This window comes from Massilia haematophila (assembly GCF_042647645.1).
GTDB classification, from domain to species: Bacteria; Pseudomonadota; Gammaproteobacteria; order Burkholderiales; family Burkholderiaceae_D; genus Telluria; species Telluria haematophila.
The window spans coordinates 4776358-4792606 of record NZ_JBHRVV010000001.1 but is presented as its reverse complement, the minus strand read 5'-3'; the positions used below and the strand labels follow the sequence as shown (position 1 = coordinate 4792606).

Below are 16249 nucleotides of genomic sequence, written 5' to 3'. Positions count from 1 at the left end.
GCCGTGCGCGACGCTGGTATTTACCCTTTTTATAATTCTGCGTTTCCCCTGACCTCTTTCGATCCGTTCATGCACCATGCGTACCCGGTCGCGCCTGCTCCTACTCGTGCTCTCGGTCCTGGTCCCCTCCTTCGTGGCGGCGGCCATCGCCATGGCTTACGTGTACCGCGACGCCCGTGCCGTGCAGGACCGGAACATGCTCGATACGGCCCGCGCGATGGCCTTGCTGGTCGACAACGAGCTGGAAACGAAGGAAGAGGTACTGCGCGTGCTGGCCAAGTCGCCCTCGCTGGCCGCGGGTGACCTGCCCGCGTTCTACGCGCACGCACGCAGCGTCATGCCGTCGCCCGAATCGACCCTGATCCTGCTCACGCTGGACGACCGCCAGCTGCTCAACACCCGCCGCCCCTACGGCAGCGCGCTGCCGGTGCGCACCAGCTCCAACCTCGGCGCGCTGGCCGAACGTTACGGCCTCGACCGCACCCTGGTGTCGGACCTGTTCATGGCGCAGGTCGCCAAACGCCACGACTTCGCGATCCAGGTCCCGGTCAAGCTCGACGGCCAGATCCGCTACCGGCTGGCGATGGGCGTCAACGCCAGTTCCCTGCAGCGTCTTCTGGTGCGCCAGCGCGTGCCCGATACCTGGCTCGCGACCGTGGTCGACCGCAACGGCATCGTGGTCGCGCGCTCGCGCCAGCCGGAGCAGTACGTCGGCAAGGCGGTGCGCGAGACCACGCGCCGCCATATCGCCGGGAAGGATGAGACCATCTACGAATCGGTCACCCTCGACAATATCGCATCGCGCGTGTACGCCAGCAGCGTGCCGAACGCGGGCTGGAAAGTCCTGCTGAGCATGCCGCGCAGCGAGTTGCGCGCCGCGCCGCTGCGCGCGGCGGCCCTGCTGGGCGGCCTGATGGGCCTGCTGCTGGTGCTGGGCCTGGTCGCGGCGCGGCTTTTCGCGCATCGCGCCATCGGCCCGATCGAAGCGCTCGGACGCAGCGCGCAGGCGCTCGGCGAAGGCCGCCAGGTCAGCTACCGGAGCGCCAACTGGCACGAGATCGACAGCGTCGCCCGCCACCTGGCCGAGGCCGGCAAGCGCATCCACCACGCCCAGGCCGAGCTGGAAGCGCGCGTGGCCGAGGCGGTCGCCGCCACCGAGCGCGCCCAGCAGGCCCTGCTGAAGAACCAGAAACTCGAAGCCCTGGGCCGCCTCACCGGCGGCATCGCCCACGAATACAACAACCTGCTGCAGACCCTGACCACCGCCCTGCAGCTGACCGGCTTCGCCACGCGCGGCAACGACAAGGTCCAGAACCTGCTCGACACCTGCAAGCGCACGGTCGCCCGCGCCACCGCCCTGACCGGCCAGCTCGGCTCCTTCGGCCGCCTGCAGACGGCGCGCCTGGCCACGGTCGACGTCTGCGCCCAGCTGAAAAGCGCCGTCCAGCTGATGAAAGGCTCGCTGCAGAGCGACATCGCGGTCGAGGTGCACTGCGCCGAGGACCTGTGGCCGACCACCTTCGAGCCGCTGCAGTTCGACGTCGCCCTGCTGAACCTGGCCACCAACGCGCGCGACGCCATGCCCGGCGGCGGCACGCTGCGCGTGGACGCGAACAATGTCTCGCTCGACGGTACGGGCCCGCTGCCGCGCGGCGACTACGTGCTGGTCACCCTGACCGACAGCGGCAGCGGCATGACGCCGGACGTGATGGAGCGTGCGCTCGACCCCTTCTTCACCACCAAGCCGCCCGGCCAGGGCACCGGCCTCGGCCTGCCCCAGGCCTATGCCTTCGCCGTGCAGGCCGGCGGCACCCTGGTCCTCGACAGCATCGCCGGCATCGGCACGCGGGTCGACCTGTACCTGCCGCGCGCGACTGGAGCGTCCGGGGTGGCCGCTCCGGGAGCGGCTACCGGTATCGGACCGGCCCGCATCAAGGGCACGGGCACCGTGCTGTTCGTCGAAGACGATGCGCTGGTGCGCGAGGCCGTGGCGCGCGCCCTGGACGAGAGCGGCTTCGAGGTGCTGGTGGCGGAAGACGGCGAAGCCGCCCTGCGCCTGCTCGATGGCGCGACGCGCCGCCCCGACGTGGTGTTTTCGGATGTCGTGATGCCGGGCCAGGTCAGCGGCATCGACCTGGCCGGCATCCTCCGGCAGCGCTACCCGAACCTGCCGGTGGTGCTGGCGTCCGGCTACACCGAGCAGCAGATCGCCGTGCCGGGCGTACAGGTGCTGGCCAAGCCCTACACGATCGAGCAGCTGGTCGATCTGCTGTCGCGCTCGACGGCGTCGTGAGCGTGGTCGCACCTCATGCATGATAACTGAAAGAAATTAGAGATATCGCCGCGCAACGCTACGCAACTGAAGGAAACGCTCAGCCTGTGATTCGGCATGCTGAACCATGCAAAATCCATGAAACGTCGCTTTCAACCCACTCGACCATAAAAAAGTGTGACGAATTGTGCTTCACTATTGTCAACTTATCCCTATAATAAAAACGCTTTGTTGAGTCCGGCGCTGGCGTCATGCGCACCACACCGAGTAGTAAGGCAAGGCATAACAACAAATATCTTTAGGGGAGTAACATCATGACGAGCGGTACCGTTAAATGGTTCAACGATGCAAAAGGTTTCGGTTTCATCACGCCTGACGGCGGCGGTGAAGACGTGTTCGCCCACTTCTCGGCGATCAACGTGCAAGGCTTCAAGTCGCTGGCCGAAAACCAGCGCGTGACCTTCGAGATCACCACCGGTCCGAAGGGCAAGCAGGCTGCCAACATCCAGCCGCAATAAGCGTGTTGCCGGCCCTGGCCGGTCCGCAAAGCAAAGAGCCAGCGCAAGCTGGCTTTTTTCATTTCTGTCTGCCTGGTGTCCGGGCTGCGCGACACCCTTGCGCGTCATGGCGCGTTCCTGTCCGCAAAAGCTTACATATCGTCTCGACCGACGGTGCTTGTCCTGCGAATGAACCGGTATCGGTGCATGTTGAATCGTGCCGCCTTCGCGTACCGCTATCCCCTCTACCTATACTCCAACCAGCAGCAAGCGTGACTGGCGCTACCGGCCTGGATGCCACTGCTTGTTCCTGGATGCCTTTTTTCGACTGTTCGCCACCGATTCGGAGGATGAAATGAAACTAAGGAATTTTTTGAAGTGCGGGTTGGCAGTGATCGCATTCGCGGTCACGCTGGGAGGCTGCGGCGGCAGCGATGATGATGAGAATGACTTCTCGTTCACGGGAACAATTGCTGTGGTCGCGAAAGAGCAAGGTTTCAATGCGTTCGTGGCGGCGGTGACCAAGGCCAGTATTGGCAGCTTCAGCGACCCCAATGCGCAATTGACGGTATTCGCGCCGACCGACCAGGCGTTCGACACGCTGGCGAAGCAATTGGGCTTTGCCGATGCCACGGCCATGGTCAATGCCTTGCCGTCAGACACCCTGCAAAGCATCCTGAACTACCATGTGCTGGGTTCGAAAAAGCTCGCTGCCGATCTTAGCGCAGGCGGCCCGACACAGCAGACGGCCTATACGTTCGAGAATGCGCCCGCCACGCTGCGGTTCCATTTCAGCAACGGCGTGAAGATCACGGATGCCGCCTTGACCGTGGCGACCGTCGTTACCCCGGATATTCCCGCACGCAACAGCGTCATCCATGCGATCGACAAGGTGCTCATTCCGCCAGGCCTGTTGAACATCGTCCAGATGGCCCAGGTCAACCCAACCTTCAGCTCGCTCGTCAGCGCGCTCGTGGTGGCGGACCTGCAAGGCACGCTCAGCGGCGCCGGACCGTTCACCGTATTTGCCCCGACCAACGCTGCTTTCCCTGCCACGCCACTGAATTTCAGCACCGCACAGCTGCGCACGATCCTGACCTATCACGTCGTCCCGGGACAGGTCCTGTCGACGCAGATCCCCTACGACACGCCGGTTCCGACGGTGTCCATGCAAACCATCAGCTTCGTGGCAGGCACGCCGCCGGCCATCCGGGATACGACCTCGACCTTGGCCAACATCGTCGCGGTCGACGTGCGGGCAAGCAATGGCGTCATCCACGTCATCGACAAGGTCCTGATTCCGACCTTGTAAGGTGGGGTCATTGAGGCCGGGGGCCTCAATGACGAACGTGCCCACGCGTAAACGATGAGCAGACGCAGCGCTTATCAACGCCAACACGACGCAGGCTTCACGCGTGGGCACAGGGGCGCCCACCCTACTACTTCGAGCAGTCGGGTGGAAGCCGTCCACCCTGGCTGTTTTCGTAGGGTGGACGCCCCGTGCCCACCCTACGGCTGTTGATAAGGCGTCAGTTCGAGCAGCCGCAGCTGCCGCTGCCGCACCCACCGCCGCTGCTGCGCGCCGGCGCCGGGGCGCTGCTCGGGTCGCGGCCGCTGTCGCCGGCGTAACCGGCCTGTTCCAGGCGCGCCAGGTAGTCCTTCCACAGCGCGTCGTGTTCGCTGCCCAGCTTGTACAGGTAGGCCCAGGTATAGATGCCGCTGTCGTGGCCGTCGTCGAAGATGGGCTTGATGGCGTAGTTGCCGACCGGCTCGACGCCGGTGACGCCCACTTCGCGCTTGCCGATTTGCAGCACTTCCTGGCCGGGGCCGTGACCGGTCACCAGGGCCGAAGGCGAATACACGCGCAGCAGTTCGAAGGGAATCGAAAAATTGCTGCCGTCGTCGAACGCGATGTCGAGCAGGCGGGATTTCTGGCGCACGGCCAGTTCGGTCGGGTTGGGCATTTCTCTGTTTATCCTTGGTTCATGCGCCGCATCGCGCTGGAAAGCGCGTCGGCAAGCGCGTCGGCAAATTCGGGCAGCAGCGCACGGCGCGCCGCCAGATGGGTTTCTTCAGTCTGGCGCACCGCCGCCGCCCACACGGGCGCCGGGAAGTGCGCGTCGTCAGTGTAGCGCGGGATGATATGCCAGTGCAGGTGGGGCACCACGTTGCCCAGGCTGGCCACGTTGACCTTGGCCGGTTTCATCACCTCGCGCACGGCCAGTTCGACCTCGTGGACGGCTTCATTGAGCAGCAAGCGGTCCTCACGCGACAGGTCGCTCATCTCGCGCACATGGTCGCGCCAGATGACGCGGCAAAAGCCGGGGTAGTTGGCGTCGTCGACGATGATCACCGACAGTTTGCTGTCGGCATAGACCGGCTTCAAGGCGGACAGGTCGCACAGTTCGCAGCCCGGCGCGCGGATCAGGGTGTCAGTCATATCAATATCCTTTATACCAGGACCCTTTCGATGCCGCCGTTGTTGGCGCGCGCCACGTAGTCCGGCAGCCAGTTCTCGCCCAGCAGGTGCTTGGCGATCTCGACGACGATGTAGTCGGCGCTGGTGTCGGCGTCGCCGTTGTAGCGCGACAGGCCCTGCAGGCAGGACGGGCAGCTGGTCAGCACTTTCACTTCGCCCTCGAAACCGTCGGCGCGCAGCTTGGCCGCGCCCTTCTCGATCTCGCTCTCCTTGCGGTAGCGGACCTGGGTCGCGATGTCCGGACGCGTCACGGCGAAGGTGCCGGACTCGCCGCAGCAGCGCTCGTTCTTCTCGATCTTCACGTTGTCCACGGTCTGCACCAGCGCGTTCACGGTCTTGATCGAATCCTGCATCTTCATCGGCGTGTGGCAGGGGTCGTGGTACATGTAGCGGGTGCCGTTCACGCCTTCCAGCCTGACGCCCTTCTCCAGCAGGTACTCGTGGATGTCGATGAGGCGGCAGCCCGGGAAGATCTTCTCGAACTCGTAGTTCGCCAACGAGTCGTAGCAGGTGCCGCACGACACCACGACCGTCTTGATGTCGAGGTAGTTCAGCGTGTTGGCCATGCGGTGGAACAGCACGCGGTTGTCCGTCACCATCTTGTCGGCCTTGTCGTACTGGCCGGCGCCGCGCTGGGGGTAACCGCAGCACAGGTAGCCCGGCGGCAGCACGGTCTGCACGCCCACTTCCCACAGCATCGCCTGGGTCGCCAGGCCGACCTGCGAGAACAGGCGCTCCGAGCCGCAGCCCGGGAAGTAGAACACGGCTTCGGTGTCGGCGCTGGTGGTCTTCGGGTTGCGGATGATCGGGATGACCTTGTCGTCCTCGATGTCCAGCAGTGCACGTGCCGTCTTCTTCGGCAGATTGCCCGGCATTTTCTTGTTGATGAAGTGGATCACCTGCTCGCGCACCGGCGCCTTGCCGGTGGTCGGCGGCGGCGCCTTGGTCTGGTCCTTCGCCAGGCTTTTCAAGAGGCTGTTACCCAGGCGCTGGGCCTTGAAGCCGAAGTCGACCATCGCCTTGCGCGTGGCGTTAATCGTCGTCGGGTCGGTCGCGTTCAGGAAGAACATGGCCGCGCGGTTGGCCGGCTTGAAGCTGCGCTTGTCCATCTTGCGCAGCAGGTTACGCATGTTCATCGAGACGTCGCCGAAGTCGATGTTGACCGGGCACGGGGTCACGCATTTGTGGCACACGGTGCAGTGGTCGGAGACGTCCTCGAATTCTTCCCAGTGGCGGATCGAGACGCCGCGGCGGGTCTGCTCCTCGTAGAGGAAGGCTTCGATCAGGGCCGACGTTGCCAGGATCTTGTCGCGCGGCGAGTACAGCAAATTCGACTGCGGCACGTGGGTGGTGCAGACCGGCTTGCACTTCCCGCAGCGCAGACAGTCCTTGATGCTGTTGGCAATTTCGCCAATGTCGCTCTGCTGCATGATCAGCGACTCGTGGCCCATCAGGCCGAAGGACGGCGTATAGGCATTGCGCAGGTCGGCGTGGGCGCCTTCCAGGTTCAGCAGCTTGCCCTTGTTGAAGCGGCCTTCCGGGTCGATCCGCAGCTTGTAATCGCGGAACTCCTGGATCTCATCATCGGTCAGGAATTCGAGCTTGGTGATGCCGATGCCGTGTTCGCCCGAGATCACGCCGTCCAGCGAACGCGCCAACCGCATGATGCGCTCGACCGCCTGGTGTGCATCCTGGAGCATCGCGTAGTCGTCCGAGTTCACCGGCAGGTTCGTATGAACGTTGCCGTCGCCGGCATGCATGTGCAGCGCCACGAACACGCGCGAGCGCAGCACCCGCTTGTGGATCGCGGTGCACTCGTCGAGGATGCATTTGTAGGCGGCGCCGTTGAAGATCTGGCGCAGCGGCGCGCGCAGTTCGTTCTTCCACGAGATGCGCAGCGTGTGGTCCTGGACCACGTCGAACAGCGTGGCATCCGGCTGGGTGCCGATGCGCTGGTCGATCACGGCGGACAGCTGACCGAGGCCGAGTTCGTCGAGCTGGGGATGCACGGCGCGCAGCGGCTGGTCGAGGTTGGCCAGCACGTAGGTCCAGCGCGCGGCCACCTTGTCCACGAGTTCGACCGCCTGCTGCGGGCGGTCGCCCATGATCTCGTCGCGCGCGACCGTGTCGCCGGTGGCGTCGTCGCTCTTCTCCAGCGGCAGGTTGCCGCCCGAGAGATAAGTGCGCAGCTGCTCGGCCAGTTGCAGCTTGTTCTTGATCGACAGCTCGACGTTGATGCGCTCGATGCCGTCGGTGTACTCGCCCATCCGGTTCAGCGGAATGACGACGTCCTCGTTGATCTTGAAGGCGTTGGTGTGGCGCGCGATCGCCGCGGTGCGGGCGCGGTCGAGCCAGAATTTCTTGCGCGCTTCCGGGCTGACGGCAATAAAACCTTCGCCGACGCGGGTGTTCGCGATGCGCACCACTTCCGAGGCCGCCATGGCGACGGCGTTCTCGTCGTCGCCAACAATATCTCCAAATAACGCCATCTTCGGCAGCGTGCCGCGCTTGGACTTGGTGGCATAGCCGACCGCGCGCAGGTAGCGCTCGTCCAGGTGCTCCAGGCCCGCCAGGCGCAGGGTGGCGAATTCGGGCTTGCCGCTCTTCGGCAGGCTGTCGAGGTAATCCTTGATCTCGACGATCGACGGGATCGCGTCGCGCGCCTGGCCGAAGAATTCCAGCGCCACGGTGCGCGTGTACTTCGGCATCTTGTGCAGGATCCAGCGGCTCGAGGTGATCAGGCCGTCCGTGCCCTCTTTCTGGATGCCCGGCAGGCCGGCCAGGAACTTGTCGGTCACGTCCTTGCCCAGGCCCTCCTTGCGGAACCTGCGGCCTTCGATGGTAAGGGTCTCGGTGCGGAACGGCACGCCCTTCGGTGCGCCCTTCACGGCCGGATGCGTCCATTCGAGCTTGAAGGTGGCAACCGGCGCGTCGTGGATCTTCGACAGGTTGTGGTCCATGCGCGTGACTTCCAGCCAGTCGCCGTTCGGGTCGACCATGCGCCAGGACGCCAGGTTGTCGAGCGCCGTGCCCCACAGGACGGCCTTCTTGCCGCCCGCGTTCATGGCGATGTTCCCGCCGATGCAGGAAGCGTGGGCCGAGGTCGGGTCGACCGCGAACACGAAGCCGGCCTTCTCGGCCGCCTGCGAGACGCGCTGGGTCACCACGCCGGCGCCGGTGTGGATGGTCGCGTAGTCGCGGTCCACGCCCGGCAGGCGGGTCATCTCGACCTCGCCCAGGGCGATCAGCTTTTCGGTGTTGATCACGGCCGACATCGGGCTCAAGGGAATCGCGCCGCCGGTATAACCGGTGCCGCCGCCGCGCGGGATGATGGTCAAGCCGAGTTCGATGCAGCCTTTCACCAGGCCGGCCATCTCTTCCTCGCTGTCCGGAACCAGGACCAGGAAGGGATATTCGACGCGCCAGTCGGTGGCGTCGGTCACGTGCGAGACGCGGTGCATGCCGTCGAAGCGGATGTTGCGTTTATCGGTGTAGGCGCCGAGCACGGCGCGGGCGCGCTTGCGCAGGTCGTACATGTCGCGGAATTCGCGACCGAAGTCGTCGACGGCTTTACGGGCAGCCTGCAGCAATTGCTCGACGGCGGCGCTGCGTGCGGCCGCGGTTGCGGCATCGCCTTCGGCCGCGTCCACCGTAGCATCGGACGTGACCCGGCGCTTCTCGACTTCGGCCAGGCGGTGGTGCAGCGCGTCGATCAGCTTCTGGCGGCGCTTCGGGTTGTCGAGCAGGTCGTCCTGCAGGTAGGGGTTGCGGCGCACCACCCAGATGTCGCCCAGTACCTCGTACAGCATGCGCGCCGAGCGCCCGGTCTGGCGCGCGCCGCGCAGCTCGTCGAGCAGCTTCCACGACGACTCACCCAGTAGGCGGATCACGATCTCGCGGTCGGAGAACGAGGTGTAGTTGTAGGGGATTTCGCGCAGGCGTGCCGGCGCGTTGTCGGCGAGGAGGGTGTGGATTTGTGCTGGGGCGTTCATGGATGAGATGAGGTTTGGACTGGCCCGAAGGACAATCATTCTAGCTTATTGCGGCGCACAACGCTGGGTTGGCGGGATTTGCCGCGGAAGGGGCAAGCAACAAAATATGCACGAGAGCCTGTCTATGCAAATTTCGTTTGCATGGACAGCCTTACAGGCATCGAAAATGTGCCGCCGAACAAGCCCATCCGAATCGCATCGGGTATGCAAGCAACGCGACCAGGATCAACCGGTAACCTGCGTGACCATGTCCCCGATCTGCTTCCAGAACCCGTCCGGTATGTACAGCAGCGCCGCCGTCATGGTGAGATAGCGCGCGAGCTTGCCGATGGCCATGTACATCACACTCGGCCAGAACGGCAGGTGCAGCCAGCCCGCCAGCGAGCACAGCGGGTCGCCGATGCCCGGCAGCCAGGACAGCAGCATGGTTTTCGCCCCGAAGCGGCGCAGCCAGCCGAACCAGCGGCTCTGGCGCTCTTTCGCAAACGCGATCTTGGCCCGGTAGCCGATCCCGTAGTTCAGCACGCCGCCGAGGGTGTTGCCGACGGTGGCGACCAGGATCGCCGGCCAGAACATCGCCTCGTTCGCCTTCACGACGGCGAACACGGCCGGCTCGGAGCCGAGCGGCACCAGGGTGGCGGAAACGAAGGAGATGACGAAGACCGACGTGAGCCCGACTGTGGGAGCGGCGAGGACTTTCAGCAGCCAGAGGACGGCGGTTTCAATCATGGGAGAACGTGAAGTCGGAGCTGTCCATTATAATGAGGAAAATCCATCGCTTCGACACGATACGACGAGCCTGCGACCCAGCGCTTCGTATCGGCTGCACGCCTCGGCCACCCGCCCAGGGAAATACAGTCTCGCGTCACCGGAACCAGGACACTGGCTTTTTCATTCATCCCCTCCGACCATGACCACCGACTACCTGAAGAAAATCCTGACCGCCCGCGTCTACGACGTCGCCCAGGAAACCCCGCTCGAACTGGCGCCGACGCTGTCGCAGCGCTTCGCCAACCGCATCTATTTCAAGCGCGAGGACATGCAAAGCGTGTTCAGCTTCAAGCTGCGCGGCGCCTACAACAAGATGGCCCACCTCTCGCCCGAGGCCCTGCAGCGCGGCGTGATCTGCGCCTCGGCCGGCAACCACGCCCAGGGCGTCGCCCTGTCGGCCGCGCGCCTGGGCTGCCGCGCCCTGGTCGTGATGCCGACCACCACCCCGCAAGTAAAAATCGAGGCGGTCAAGGCGCGCGGCGGCGCGGCGGTCGAAGTGGTGCTGCACGGCGACTCGTACACCGACGCCTACAACCACGCGATCCAGCTCGAGCGCGAACAGAAGCTGACCTTTGTCCACCCTTTCGACGACCCCGACGTCATCGCCGGCCAGGGCACGATCGCGATGGAGATCCTGCGCCAGCACTCGGGTCCGATCCACGCGATTTTTGTCGCGATCGGCGGCGGCGGCCTGATCTCGGGCATCGGCGCCTATGTGAAAGCGGTGCGGCCCGACATCAAGATCATCGGCGTGCAGACCATCGATTCGGACGCGATGGCAAGGAGCCTGAAAGCGGGCGAGCGCGTGACCCTGCCCGACGTCGGCCTGTTCTCGGACGGCACCGCGGTGCGCCTGGTCGGCGAAGAGACCTTCCGGGTGGCGAAGGAAGTCGTGGACGAGATCATCCTGGTCGACACCGACGCCATCTGCGCCGCGATCCAGGACGTGTTCCAGGACACCCGCAGCATCCTCGAGCCGGCCGGCGCGCTGGCCGTGGCCGGCGCCAAGGCCTATGTCGAGCGCTCGCAGATGAGCCGCCAGCCGGTGAAGAACGAGACCCTGGTGGCGGTCGCCTGCGGCGCCAACATGAACTTCGACCGCCTGCGCTTCGTCGCCGAACGGGCCGAGGTGGGCGAGTCGCGCGAGGCCGTGTTCGCGGTGACGATTCCCGAGCAGCGCGGCAGCTTCCGCCGCTTCTGCGCGCTGGTCGGCCCGCGCAACGTCACCGAGTTCAACTACCGCATCAGCGACGAGCGCCAGGCCCATGTGTTCGTGGGCGTGCAGGTCGGCAGCCGCGGCGAATCCGGCCTGCTGGCGCGCACCTTCGAACAGCACGACTTTCCTACCGTCGACCTGACCCACGACGAACTGGCCAAGCTGCACATCCGCCACCTGGTCGGCGGCAAAAGCACGCTGGCGCACGACGAGCTGCTGTACCGCTTCGAATTCCCCGAACGCCCCGGCGCCCTGATGCGCTTCCTGGACAGCATGGCGCCGAACTGGAACATCTCGCTGTTCCACTACCGCAACCAGGGCGGCGACGTCGGCCGCATCCTGGTCGGCCTGCAAGTGCCCGCCGAAGAAATGGACGAGTTCAGGCAGTTCCTGGCGACGCTGGGCTACCGGTATTGGGACGAGAGCGCGAATCCGGTCTATAAGCTGTTCCTGTGATCGGCTGGGCGCTTTCCTGCGCCTGAGGACGTGGGGCTGTTGCCTGTGGCGTTAGCGGTGTGCGTGATCCGCGTGGGCTCGAGAGCCCACCCTACAGGTTACGCTGCGTATCCGGGTTTCGTATGAACTCGCTGTTGGCGGTGACCGTATCTATGGACTCCACCCGATTTGCAAGAAGAAGATTGAATTTTTGCCGTTAGGAAGAGTTTGCTTGTATCTATTCGGCCTGTATGTTGAGCGTTTCCAGTGCTCTGGCCCTGATGTGATACGCGCGTCAGGATCCTCATAGGGTGACGGCCTTGATGGCCACTACAGTTTACGGATTCACCCGACGCCGGTTCGACCTGTTGGCATCATTCGTTCTTCTCGTCGCAAACTTGGCGATTGCTCCTTGTTGTTGCTGAGTTACTCGACAGTCTTTTCAGGCCGGCCTGGGCGTGTCTTTCGACCAGGCCGGAACATAAGGACGTCCGTGCGCGATCAGCGCCCAGATCACCCTGGCCATCTTGTTGGCCAGCGCAGTCGCGGCAACGTTGAAACTGCGCCGTTCTGCCAGCCTTGTTGCCCATTGCAGCAGCTTGTCGGGCTTGCCGCTTGCTGTTCTCAGCGCACTGCGCGCTCCGTGTATGAGCAGGGTGCGCAGGTAGCTGTCGCCCCTGCAGGTAATGCCATACAAGCGCTGCTTGCCTCCACTGCTATGCTCGCGTGGCACGAGGCCTAAATTCGCTGCAAAGTCTCGCGCGCTCTTGTAGTGGTGCGGATCGGCGATCGTTGCCTGCACTGCCGTTGCCGTCAACGGCCCTACACCCGGCACTTCCATCAGTTTCTTCGCCAGTTCCGACCTGGCTGCCTGATTCAAACGTCGGTCGTACGCCTGAATCCTCTCGTCCTTGTCGTCCAGCTGGGCCTTGAGCTCCCGGAATGTCTCCAGGGCCATACCAGACAAACCATTGTCCGGATCGTTCAGCCATGCTTTCAGTCCGTCGCGCAATCTTTCCACGCGCTTGGGAAATACCCGGCCATATTCGCCGGCAAATGCCCGGATCCTGTTGATCATCGCCACCCGTTCTGTCATCAGGGCGCTGCGAGCGCGGTGCAGCATCTGTAAATCTTGCTGTGCAGCCGTATTGATCGGCACATACTTGGTCGAACCGCGCGAGCGTGCCTCGGCAATTGCAGCAGCGTCGTTCATGTCGTTTTTGTTACCAGTGACATATGCCCTGACGTGTTGGGCCGCAATCAGTTTGGCGTCGTGCCCCATTTCCACGAGCTTGCGTGCCCAGTAATGCGAACCTGCGCAGGCTTCGATACCAATCATCGCCGGGGCCATCTGCGCGAACTGCGCAAGCACCTGGTCTCGAGAAAGCTTACGCTTGAACACCCGCTTGCCGTGTCCATCGAGCCCGACCGCGAAGAACACGTCCTTCGCAATATCCAAACCAACCACTTTTGCGCTAGCATTCATGGTGACTCCCCCTCTTGTTTTAGCTTGCCAGTCCAATCTGGCACGCTTGGCACAATGATGCCGATATCAGGAGGGTGGAGTCCATCACATTAGGGTGGGCACTTGTGCCCACGCGGATCATGCGAACCAATAACGGTTCAGGCAACAGCCCCACATTCCCTCGCAATCCCCCCGCCCACCCCATCCCACCGAAACGCCCACCCATCCGCAGAAAGGTGTACGATACGCGGCTTTGCCGCACCGGTCCGGCATCCGACCGCGCATGCATCAAGAGATAGTGCGCAGCGCCAACTCATCGAGACCAGATCATGAACAATACTCCCGATCAATCGCCACTCGGCAAAACCTCCGCTTACCAGACCCAGTACGCTCCCGAGCTGCTGTTCCCGATCGCGCGCCAGCAAAAGCGCGACGAGCTGGCGATCAAGGGAACGTTACCCTTCTTCGGCGTGGACATCTGGAATGCCTATGAATTGTCGTGGCTGAACATGCGCGGCAAGCCGCAGGTGGCGATCGCCACCATCAGCGCCCCGGCCGATTCGCCGAACATCGTCGAGTCGAAGTCGTTCAAGCTGTATTTGAACTCCTTCAACCAGACCCGCCTGGCGAACACCGACGCCCTGCTGGCGCTGCTGCGCGAGGACCTGTCGAACGCCTTCGGCGCGCCGGTCCACGTCACGCTGACCGAGCCGGACAACTTCGGCAAGCTGAAAATGGGCGAACTCGAGGGCCTGTCGCTCGACCGCCTGGACATCGACATCGATGCCTACACGCCGGCGCCCGAACTCCTGAGCGCGAACTTCGACGAAGCCCCGGTCGAGGAAACGCTGGTGTCGAACCTGCTCAAGTCGAACTGCCTGGTCACCGGCCAGCCGGACTGGGGCAGCGTGCAGATCCGCTACGCCGGTCCGCAGATCGACCAGGAAGGCCTGCTGCGCTACCTGATCGGATTCCGCGAGCACAACGAATTCCATGAACAATGTGTCGAACGCATCTTCATGGACATCCTGCGCCAGTGCAAACCGAGCCAGCTCGCGGTCTATGCGCGTTATACCCGTCGCGGCGGCCTCGACATCAATCCCTGGCGCGCCAACTTCAGCACCGGCCGCCCGCATAACCTGCGCGGCGCGCGCCAGTAATACAGTGTGCCTTTCAAGCCACAGTTACTGACGAAAAAACAACAATCGTTTGGGATCTCCGGTTTTCGGAAAGCGTCCCCAAATACGAGGAAAAGACGGCGAAACGGGATTCCAGCCCCAGTTTCGCCCAGGGGATCGAGTTTTTCGTAGCGGAAATTGCGTTGGACCTTGCGAAAGCGCAAATACTGCTTCGCGCAAGACGCGATAAGGGCTCGAAACCGGTCCGTGACAGGGGTAGGATACCGACGCGAAATCGAATGTCAGGCCAACGGAACCGGCCTATAATTCTGCTCCGCAAGTCCGCCGCACCATCCAAAAGCGTGTTATGACCAATCTTAGCAAAATCCTCTCGCTCGAAAACGTCCAGCTCGACATCGAAGTGTCGAGCAAGAAGCGCGCCTTCGAACAGGCGGGACTCATTTTCGAGAACAACTGCGGTATCGCGCGCTCGACCGTGACGGACAACCTGTTCGCACGCGAGCGCCTCGGCTCCACCGGCCTGGGCCATGGCGTCGCCGTCCCGCACGGGCGCATCAAGGGCAGCAAGAGCTTGAAGAACCCGATCGCGGCCTTTGTCCGCCTGTCCTCGCCGATTCCCTTCGAGTCGCCGGACGGCCGCCCGGTCAGCCTGCTGTTCTTCCTCCTGATCCCGGACCACGTGACCCAGCAGCACCTGGAAATCCTGTCCGAGATCGCCGAGCTGTTCTCGGACGAGGCGATCCGCAATGCGCTGGCCACCGACCCGGATCCGCGCTCGGTGCACGAACGTATTATCAACTGGCAACCCAGCTTGCAGGCCTTGGGTTAAACTGGGGGGTTCATTCCCCCAGGACCGCGTGCCATGCTGCAGACTCCGCTCACCATCCAAAGGCTGTACGACGATAACCGCGACAGCCTGCAACTCGGCTGGTTCGCCGGCTTTCCCGGCGGCGAGCGCCTGATCTCCGGCGACGTCGCCTCGGCCGCCGACCAGGTCGGCCACCTGAACCTGATCCACCCGGGCCGGATCCAGGTGTTCGGGCACCAGGAACTGAACTACTACCACCGCCTGAAATCGAGCTCGCGCACCCACGTGATCGGCGAGCTGATCGGCGGCGGCCCGCCTGCCCTGATCATCGCGCAGGGCCTGGAAACCCCGCCCGACATCCTCGCCATCTGCGACGAGCAGAACATCCCGCTGTTCTCCACCCCGCTGCCGGCGGCCCAGGTGATCGACTTCCTGCGCGTCTACCTGTCCAAGAAACTGGCGCAACGCGTCATCATGCACGGCGTCTTCATGGACGTGCTGGGCGTGGGCGTGCTGATCACCGGCGACTCGGGCCTCGGCAAGAGCGAGCTCGGCCTGGAACTGATCTCGCGCTCGCACGGCCTGGTCGCCGACGACGCGGTCGAGTTCTCGCGCATCGCGCCGAACATGATCGAGGGCCGCTGCCCGCCGCTGCTGCAGAACCTGCTGGAAGTGCGCGGCCTGGGCCTGCTGGACATCAAGGCGATCTTCGGCGAGACCGCCGTGCGCCGCAAGATGCGCCTGAAACTCATCGTCCACCTGGTCAAGCGCGGCGTGCTCGACGAGGAAGTCGAGCGCCTGCCCTTCCACTTCCCGACCGAGGAAGTGCTGGGCCTGCCGATCCGCAAGGTCGTGATTCCGGTCGCGGCCGGCCGCAACATCGCGGTCCTGCTCGAGGCCGCGGTGCGCAATACCATCCTGCAGCTGCGCGGCATCGATACGCTGCAGGAATTCATGGAGCGGCAACGACAAGCGATGAGCGGAGACTGAGTGTTGCCAAGGAGTCTGCCCTTGCAAGGGCAGACCGTTCCGCAGGCGCGGAGCATGCTCCGCGAATTCCCTGCTACACCAACGCCAAGCGATGAGCGGAGACTGATTCCCGCCGCTCTCTTCTGCGGTAACTCGCGCGATTTGCCGGTATGTACGTCCATCAAGCGAGATTTTGCCGGCCCGGC

General features: G+C 63.8%; 12 protein-coding genes. 7 read left to right on the top strand and 5 right to left on the bottom strand.

The window, feature by feature from the left end:
- Positions 1–76: 76 nt before the first annotated feature.
- The 3 genes from ACFOPH_RS21240 (at position 77) to ACFOPH_RS21230 (ending at position 4081) form a co-directional block, all read left to right on the top strand.
- On the top strand, positions 77–2293 hold the full coding sequence (locus ACFOPH_RS21240) for a hybrid sensor histidine kinase/response regulator (protein WP_379737159.1): 2217 nt from the start codon (positions 77–79) through the stop codon (positions 2291–2293).
- A 293-nt stretch (positions 2294–2586) separates the two neighbouring features.
- A complete protein-coding gene (locus tag ACFOPH_RS21235; protein ID WP_312551109.1) occupies positions 2587–2790 on the top strand; it encodes a cold-shock protein in 204 nt (67 codons plus the stop codon).
- Positions 2791–3073: 283 nt separating this feature from the next.
- Entirely contained in the window at positions 3074–4081 is a 1008-nt protein-coding gene (locus ACFOPH_RS21230; RefSeq protein WP_379737158.1) for a fasciclin domain-containing protein, read from the top strand.
- A gap of 217 nt (positions 4082–4298) precedes the next feature.
- Here ACFOPH_RS21230 and ACFOPH_RS21225 read toward each other — a convergent pair whose 3' ends face one another.
- The 4 genes from ACFOPH_RS21225 to ACFOPH_RS21210 form a co-directional block, all read right to left on the bottom strand.
- Complete coding sequence (locus tag ACFOPH_RS21225) at positions 4299–4733, bottom strand: gamma-butyrobetaine hydroxylase-like domain-containing protein (protein ID WP_379737156.1); 435 nt, start codon at positions 4731–4733, stop codon at positions 4299–4301.
- 8 nt (positions 4734–4741) lie between these two features.
- Positions 4742–5209 carry an HIT family protein gene (locus tag ACFOPH_RS21220; protein WP_312551106.1) on the bottom strand — a complete coding sequence of 156 codons (468 nt, stop codon included), beginning with the start codon at positions 5207–5209 and terminating at the stop codon, positions 4742–4744.
- Between the two features lie 11 nt (positions 5210–5220).
- Complete coding sequence (locus ACFOPH_RS21215) at positions 5221–9240, bottom strand: DUF3683 domain-containing protein (RefSeq protein WP_379737155.1); 4020 nt, start codon at positions 9238–9240, stop codon at positions 5221–5223.
- Between the two features lie 225 nt (positions 9241–9465).
- Positions 9466–9969: a YqaA family protein gene (locus tag ACFOPH_RS21210; protein WP_312551102.1), complete on the bottom strand. Its 504-nt coding sequence runs from the start codon at positions 9967–9969 to the stop codon at positions 9466–9468.
- A gap of 181 nt (positions 9970–10150) precedes the next feature.
- Here ACFOPH_RS21210 and ilvA point away from each other — a divergent pair, with 181 nt between their 5' ends.
- Complete coding sequence (gene ilvA, locus ACFOPH_RS21205) at positions 10151–11683, top strand: threonine ammonia-lyase, biosynthetic (protein ID WP_379737154.1); 1533 nt, start codon at positions 10151–10153, stop codon at positions 11681–11683.
- 421 nt (positions 11684–12104) lie between these two features.
- Here ilvA and ACFOPH_RS21200 read toward each other — a convergent pair whose 3' ends face one another.
- Positions 12105–13148, bottom strand: a complete 1044-nt coding sequence (locus ACFOPH_RS21200; protein ID WP_379732773.1) for an IS110 family transposase — start codon at positions 13146–13148, stop codon at positions 12105–12107.
- Between the two features lie 308 nt (positions 13149–13456).
- Here ACFOPH_RS21200 and queF point away from each other — a divergent pair, with 308 nt between their 5' ends.
- The 3 genes from queF (at position 13457) to hprK (ending at position 16064) form a co-directional block, all read left to right on the top strand.
- The gene (gene queF / locus ACFOPH_RS21195; RefSeq protein ID WP_312551098.1) at positions 13457–14287 is read left to right on the top strand and encodes an NADPH-dependent 7-cyano-7-deazaguanine reductase QueF; all 831 of its coding nucleotides are present in this window, start codon (positions 13457–13459) and stop codon (positions 14285–14287) included.
- A gap of 325 nt (positions 14288–14612) precedes the next feature.
- Positions 14613–15095 carry a PTS sugar transporter subunit IIA gene (locus ACFOPH_RS21190; RefSeq protein ID WP_312551095.1) on the top strand — a complete coding sequence of 161 codons (483 nt, stop codon included), beginning with the start codon at positions 14613–14615 and terminating at the stop codon, positions 15093–15095.
- Between the two features lie 33 nt (positions 15096–15128).
- Positions 15129–16064 (top strand): HPr(Ser) kinase/phosphatase, encoded by a 936-nt coding sequence (gene hprK, locus ACFOPH_RS21185; protein WP_229437698.1) that lies wholly within the window; start codon positions 15129–15131, stop codon positions 16062–16064.
- Positions 16065–16249 lie beyond the last annotated feature (185 nt).

Excerpts from the sequence above, each read along its gene's own strand:
- ACFOPH_RS21240 (WP_379737159.1), top strand. The coding sequence starts at position 77 with ATGCGTACCCGGTCGCGCCTGCTCCTACTCGTGCTCTCGGTCCTGGTC.
- ACFOPH_RS21220 (WP_312551106.1), bottom strand. The coding sequence starts at position 5,209 with ATGACTGACACCCTGATCCGCGCGCCGGGCTGCGAACTGTGCGACCTG.
- ACFOPH_RS21190 (WP_312551095.1), top strand. The coding sequence starts at position 14,613 with ATGACCAATCTTAGCAAAATCCTCTCGCTCGAAAACGTCCAGCTCGAC.
- ACFOPH_RS21210 (WP_312551102.1), bottom strand. The coding sequence starts at position 9,969 with ATGATTGAAACCGCCGTCCTCTGGCTGCTGAAAGTCCTCGCCGCTCCC.
- hprK (WP_229437698.1), top strand. The coding sequence starts at position 15,129 with ATGCTGCAGACTCCGCTCACCATCCAAAGGCTGTACGACGATAACCGC.
- ACFOPH_RS21235 (WP_312551109.1), top strand. The coding sequence starts at position 2,587 with ATGACGAGCGGTACCGTTAAATGGTTCAACGATGCAAAAGGTTTCGGT.
- ACFOPH_RS21200 (WP_379732773.1), bottom strand. The coding sequence starts at position 13,148 with ATGAATGCTAGCGCAAAAGTGGTTGGTTTGGATATTGCGAAGGACGTG.
- ACFOPH_RS21225 (WP_379737156.1), bottom strand. The coding sequence starts at position 4,733 with ATGCCCAACCCGACCGAACTGGCCGTGCGCCAGAAATCCCGCCTGCTC.
- ilvA (WP_379737154.1), top strand. The coding sequence starts at position 10,151 with ATGACCACCGACTACCTGAAGAAAATCCTGACCGCCCGCGTCTACGAC.
- queF (WP_312551098.1), top strand. The coding sequence starts at position 13,457 with ATGAACAATACTCCCGATCAATCGCCACTCGGCAAAACCTCCGCTTAC.
- ACFOPH_RS21215 (WP_379737155.1), bottom strand. The coding sequence starts at position 9,240 with ATGAACGCCCCAGCACAAATCCACACCCTCCTCGCCGACAACGCGCCG.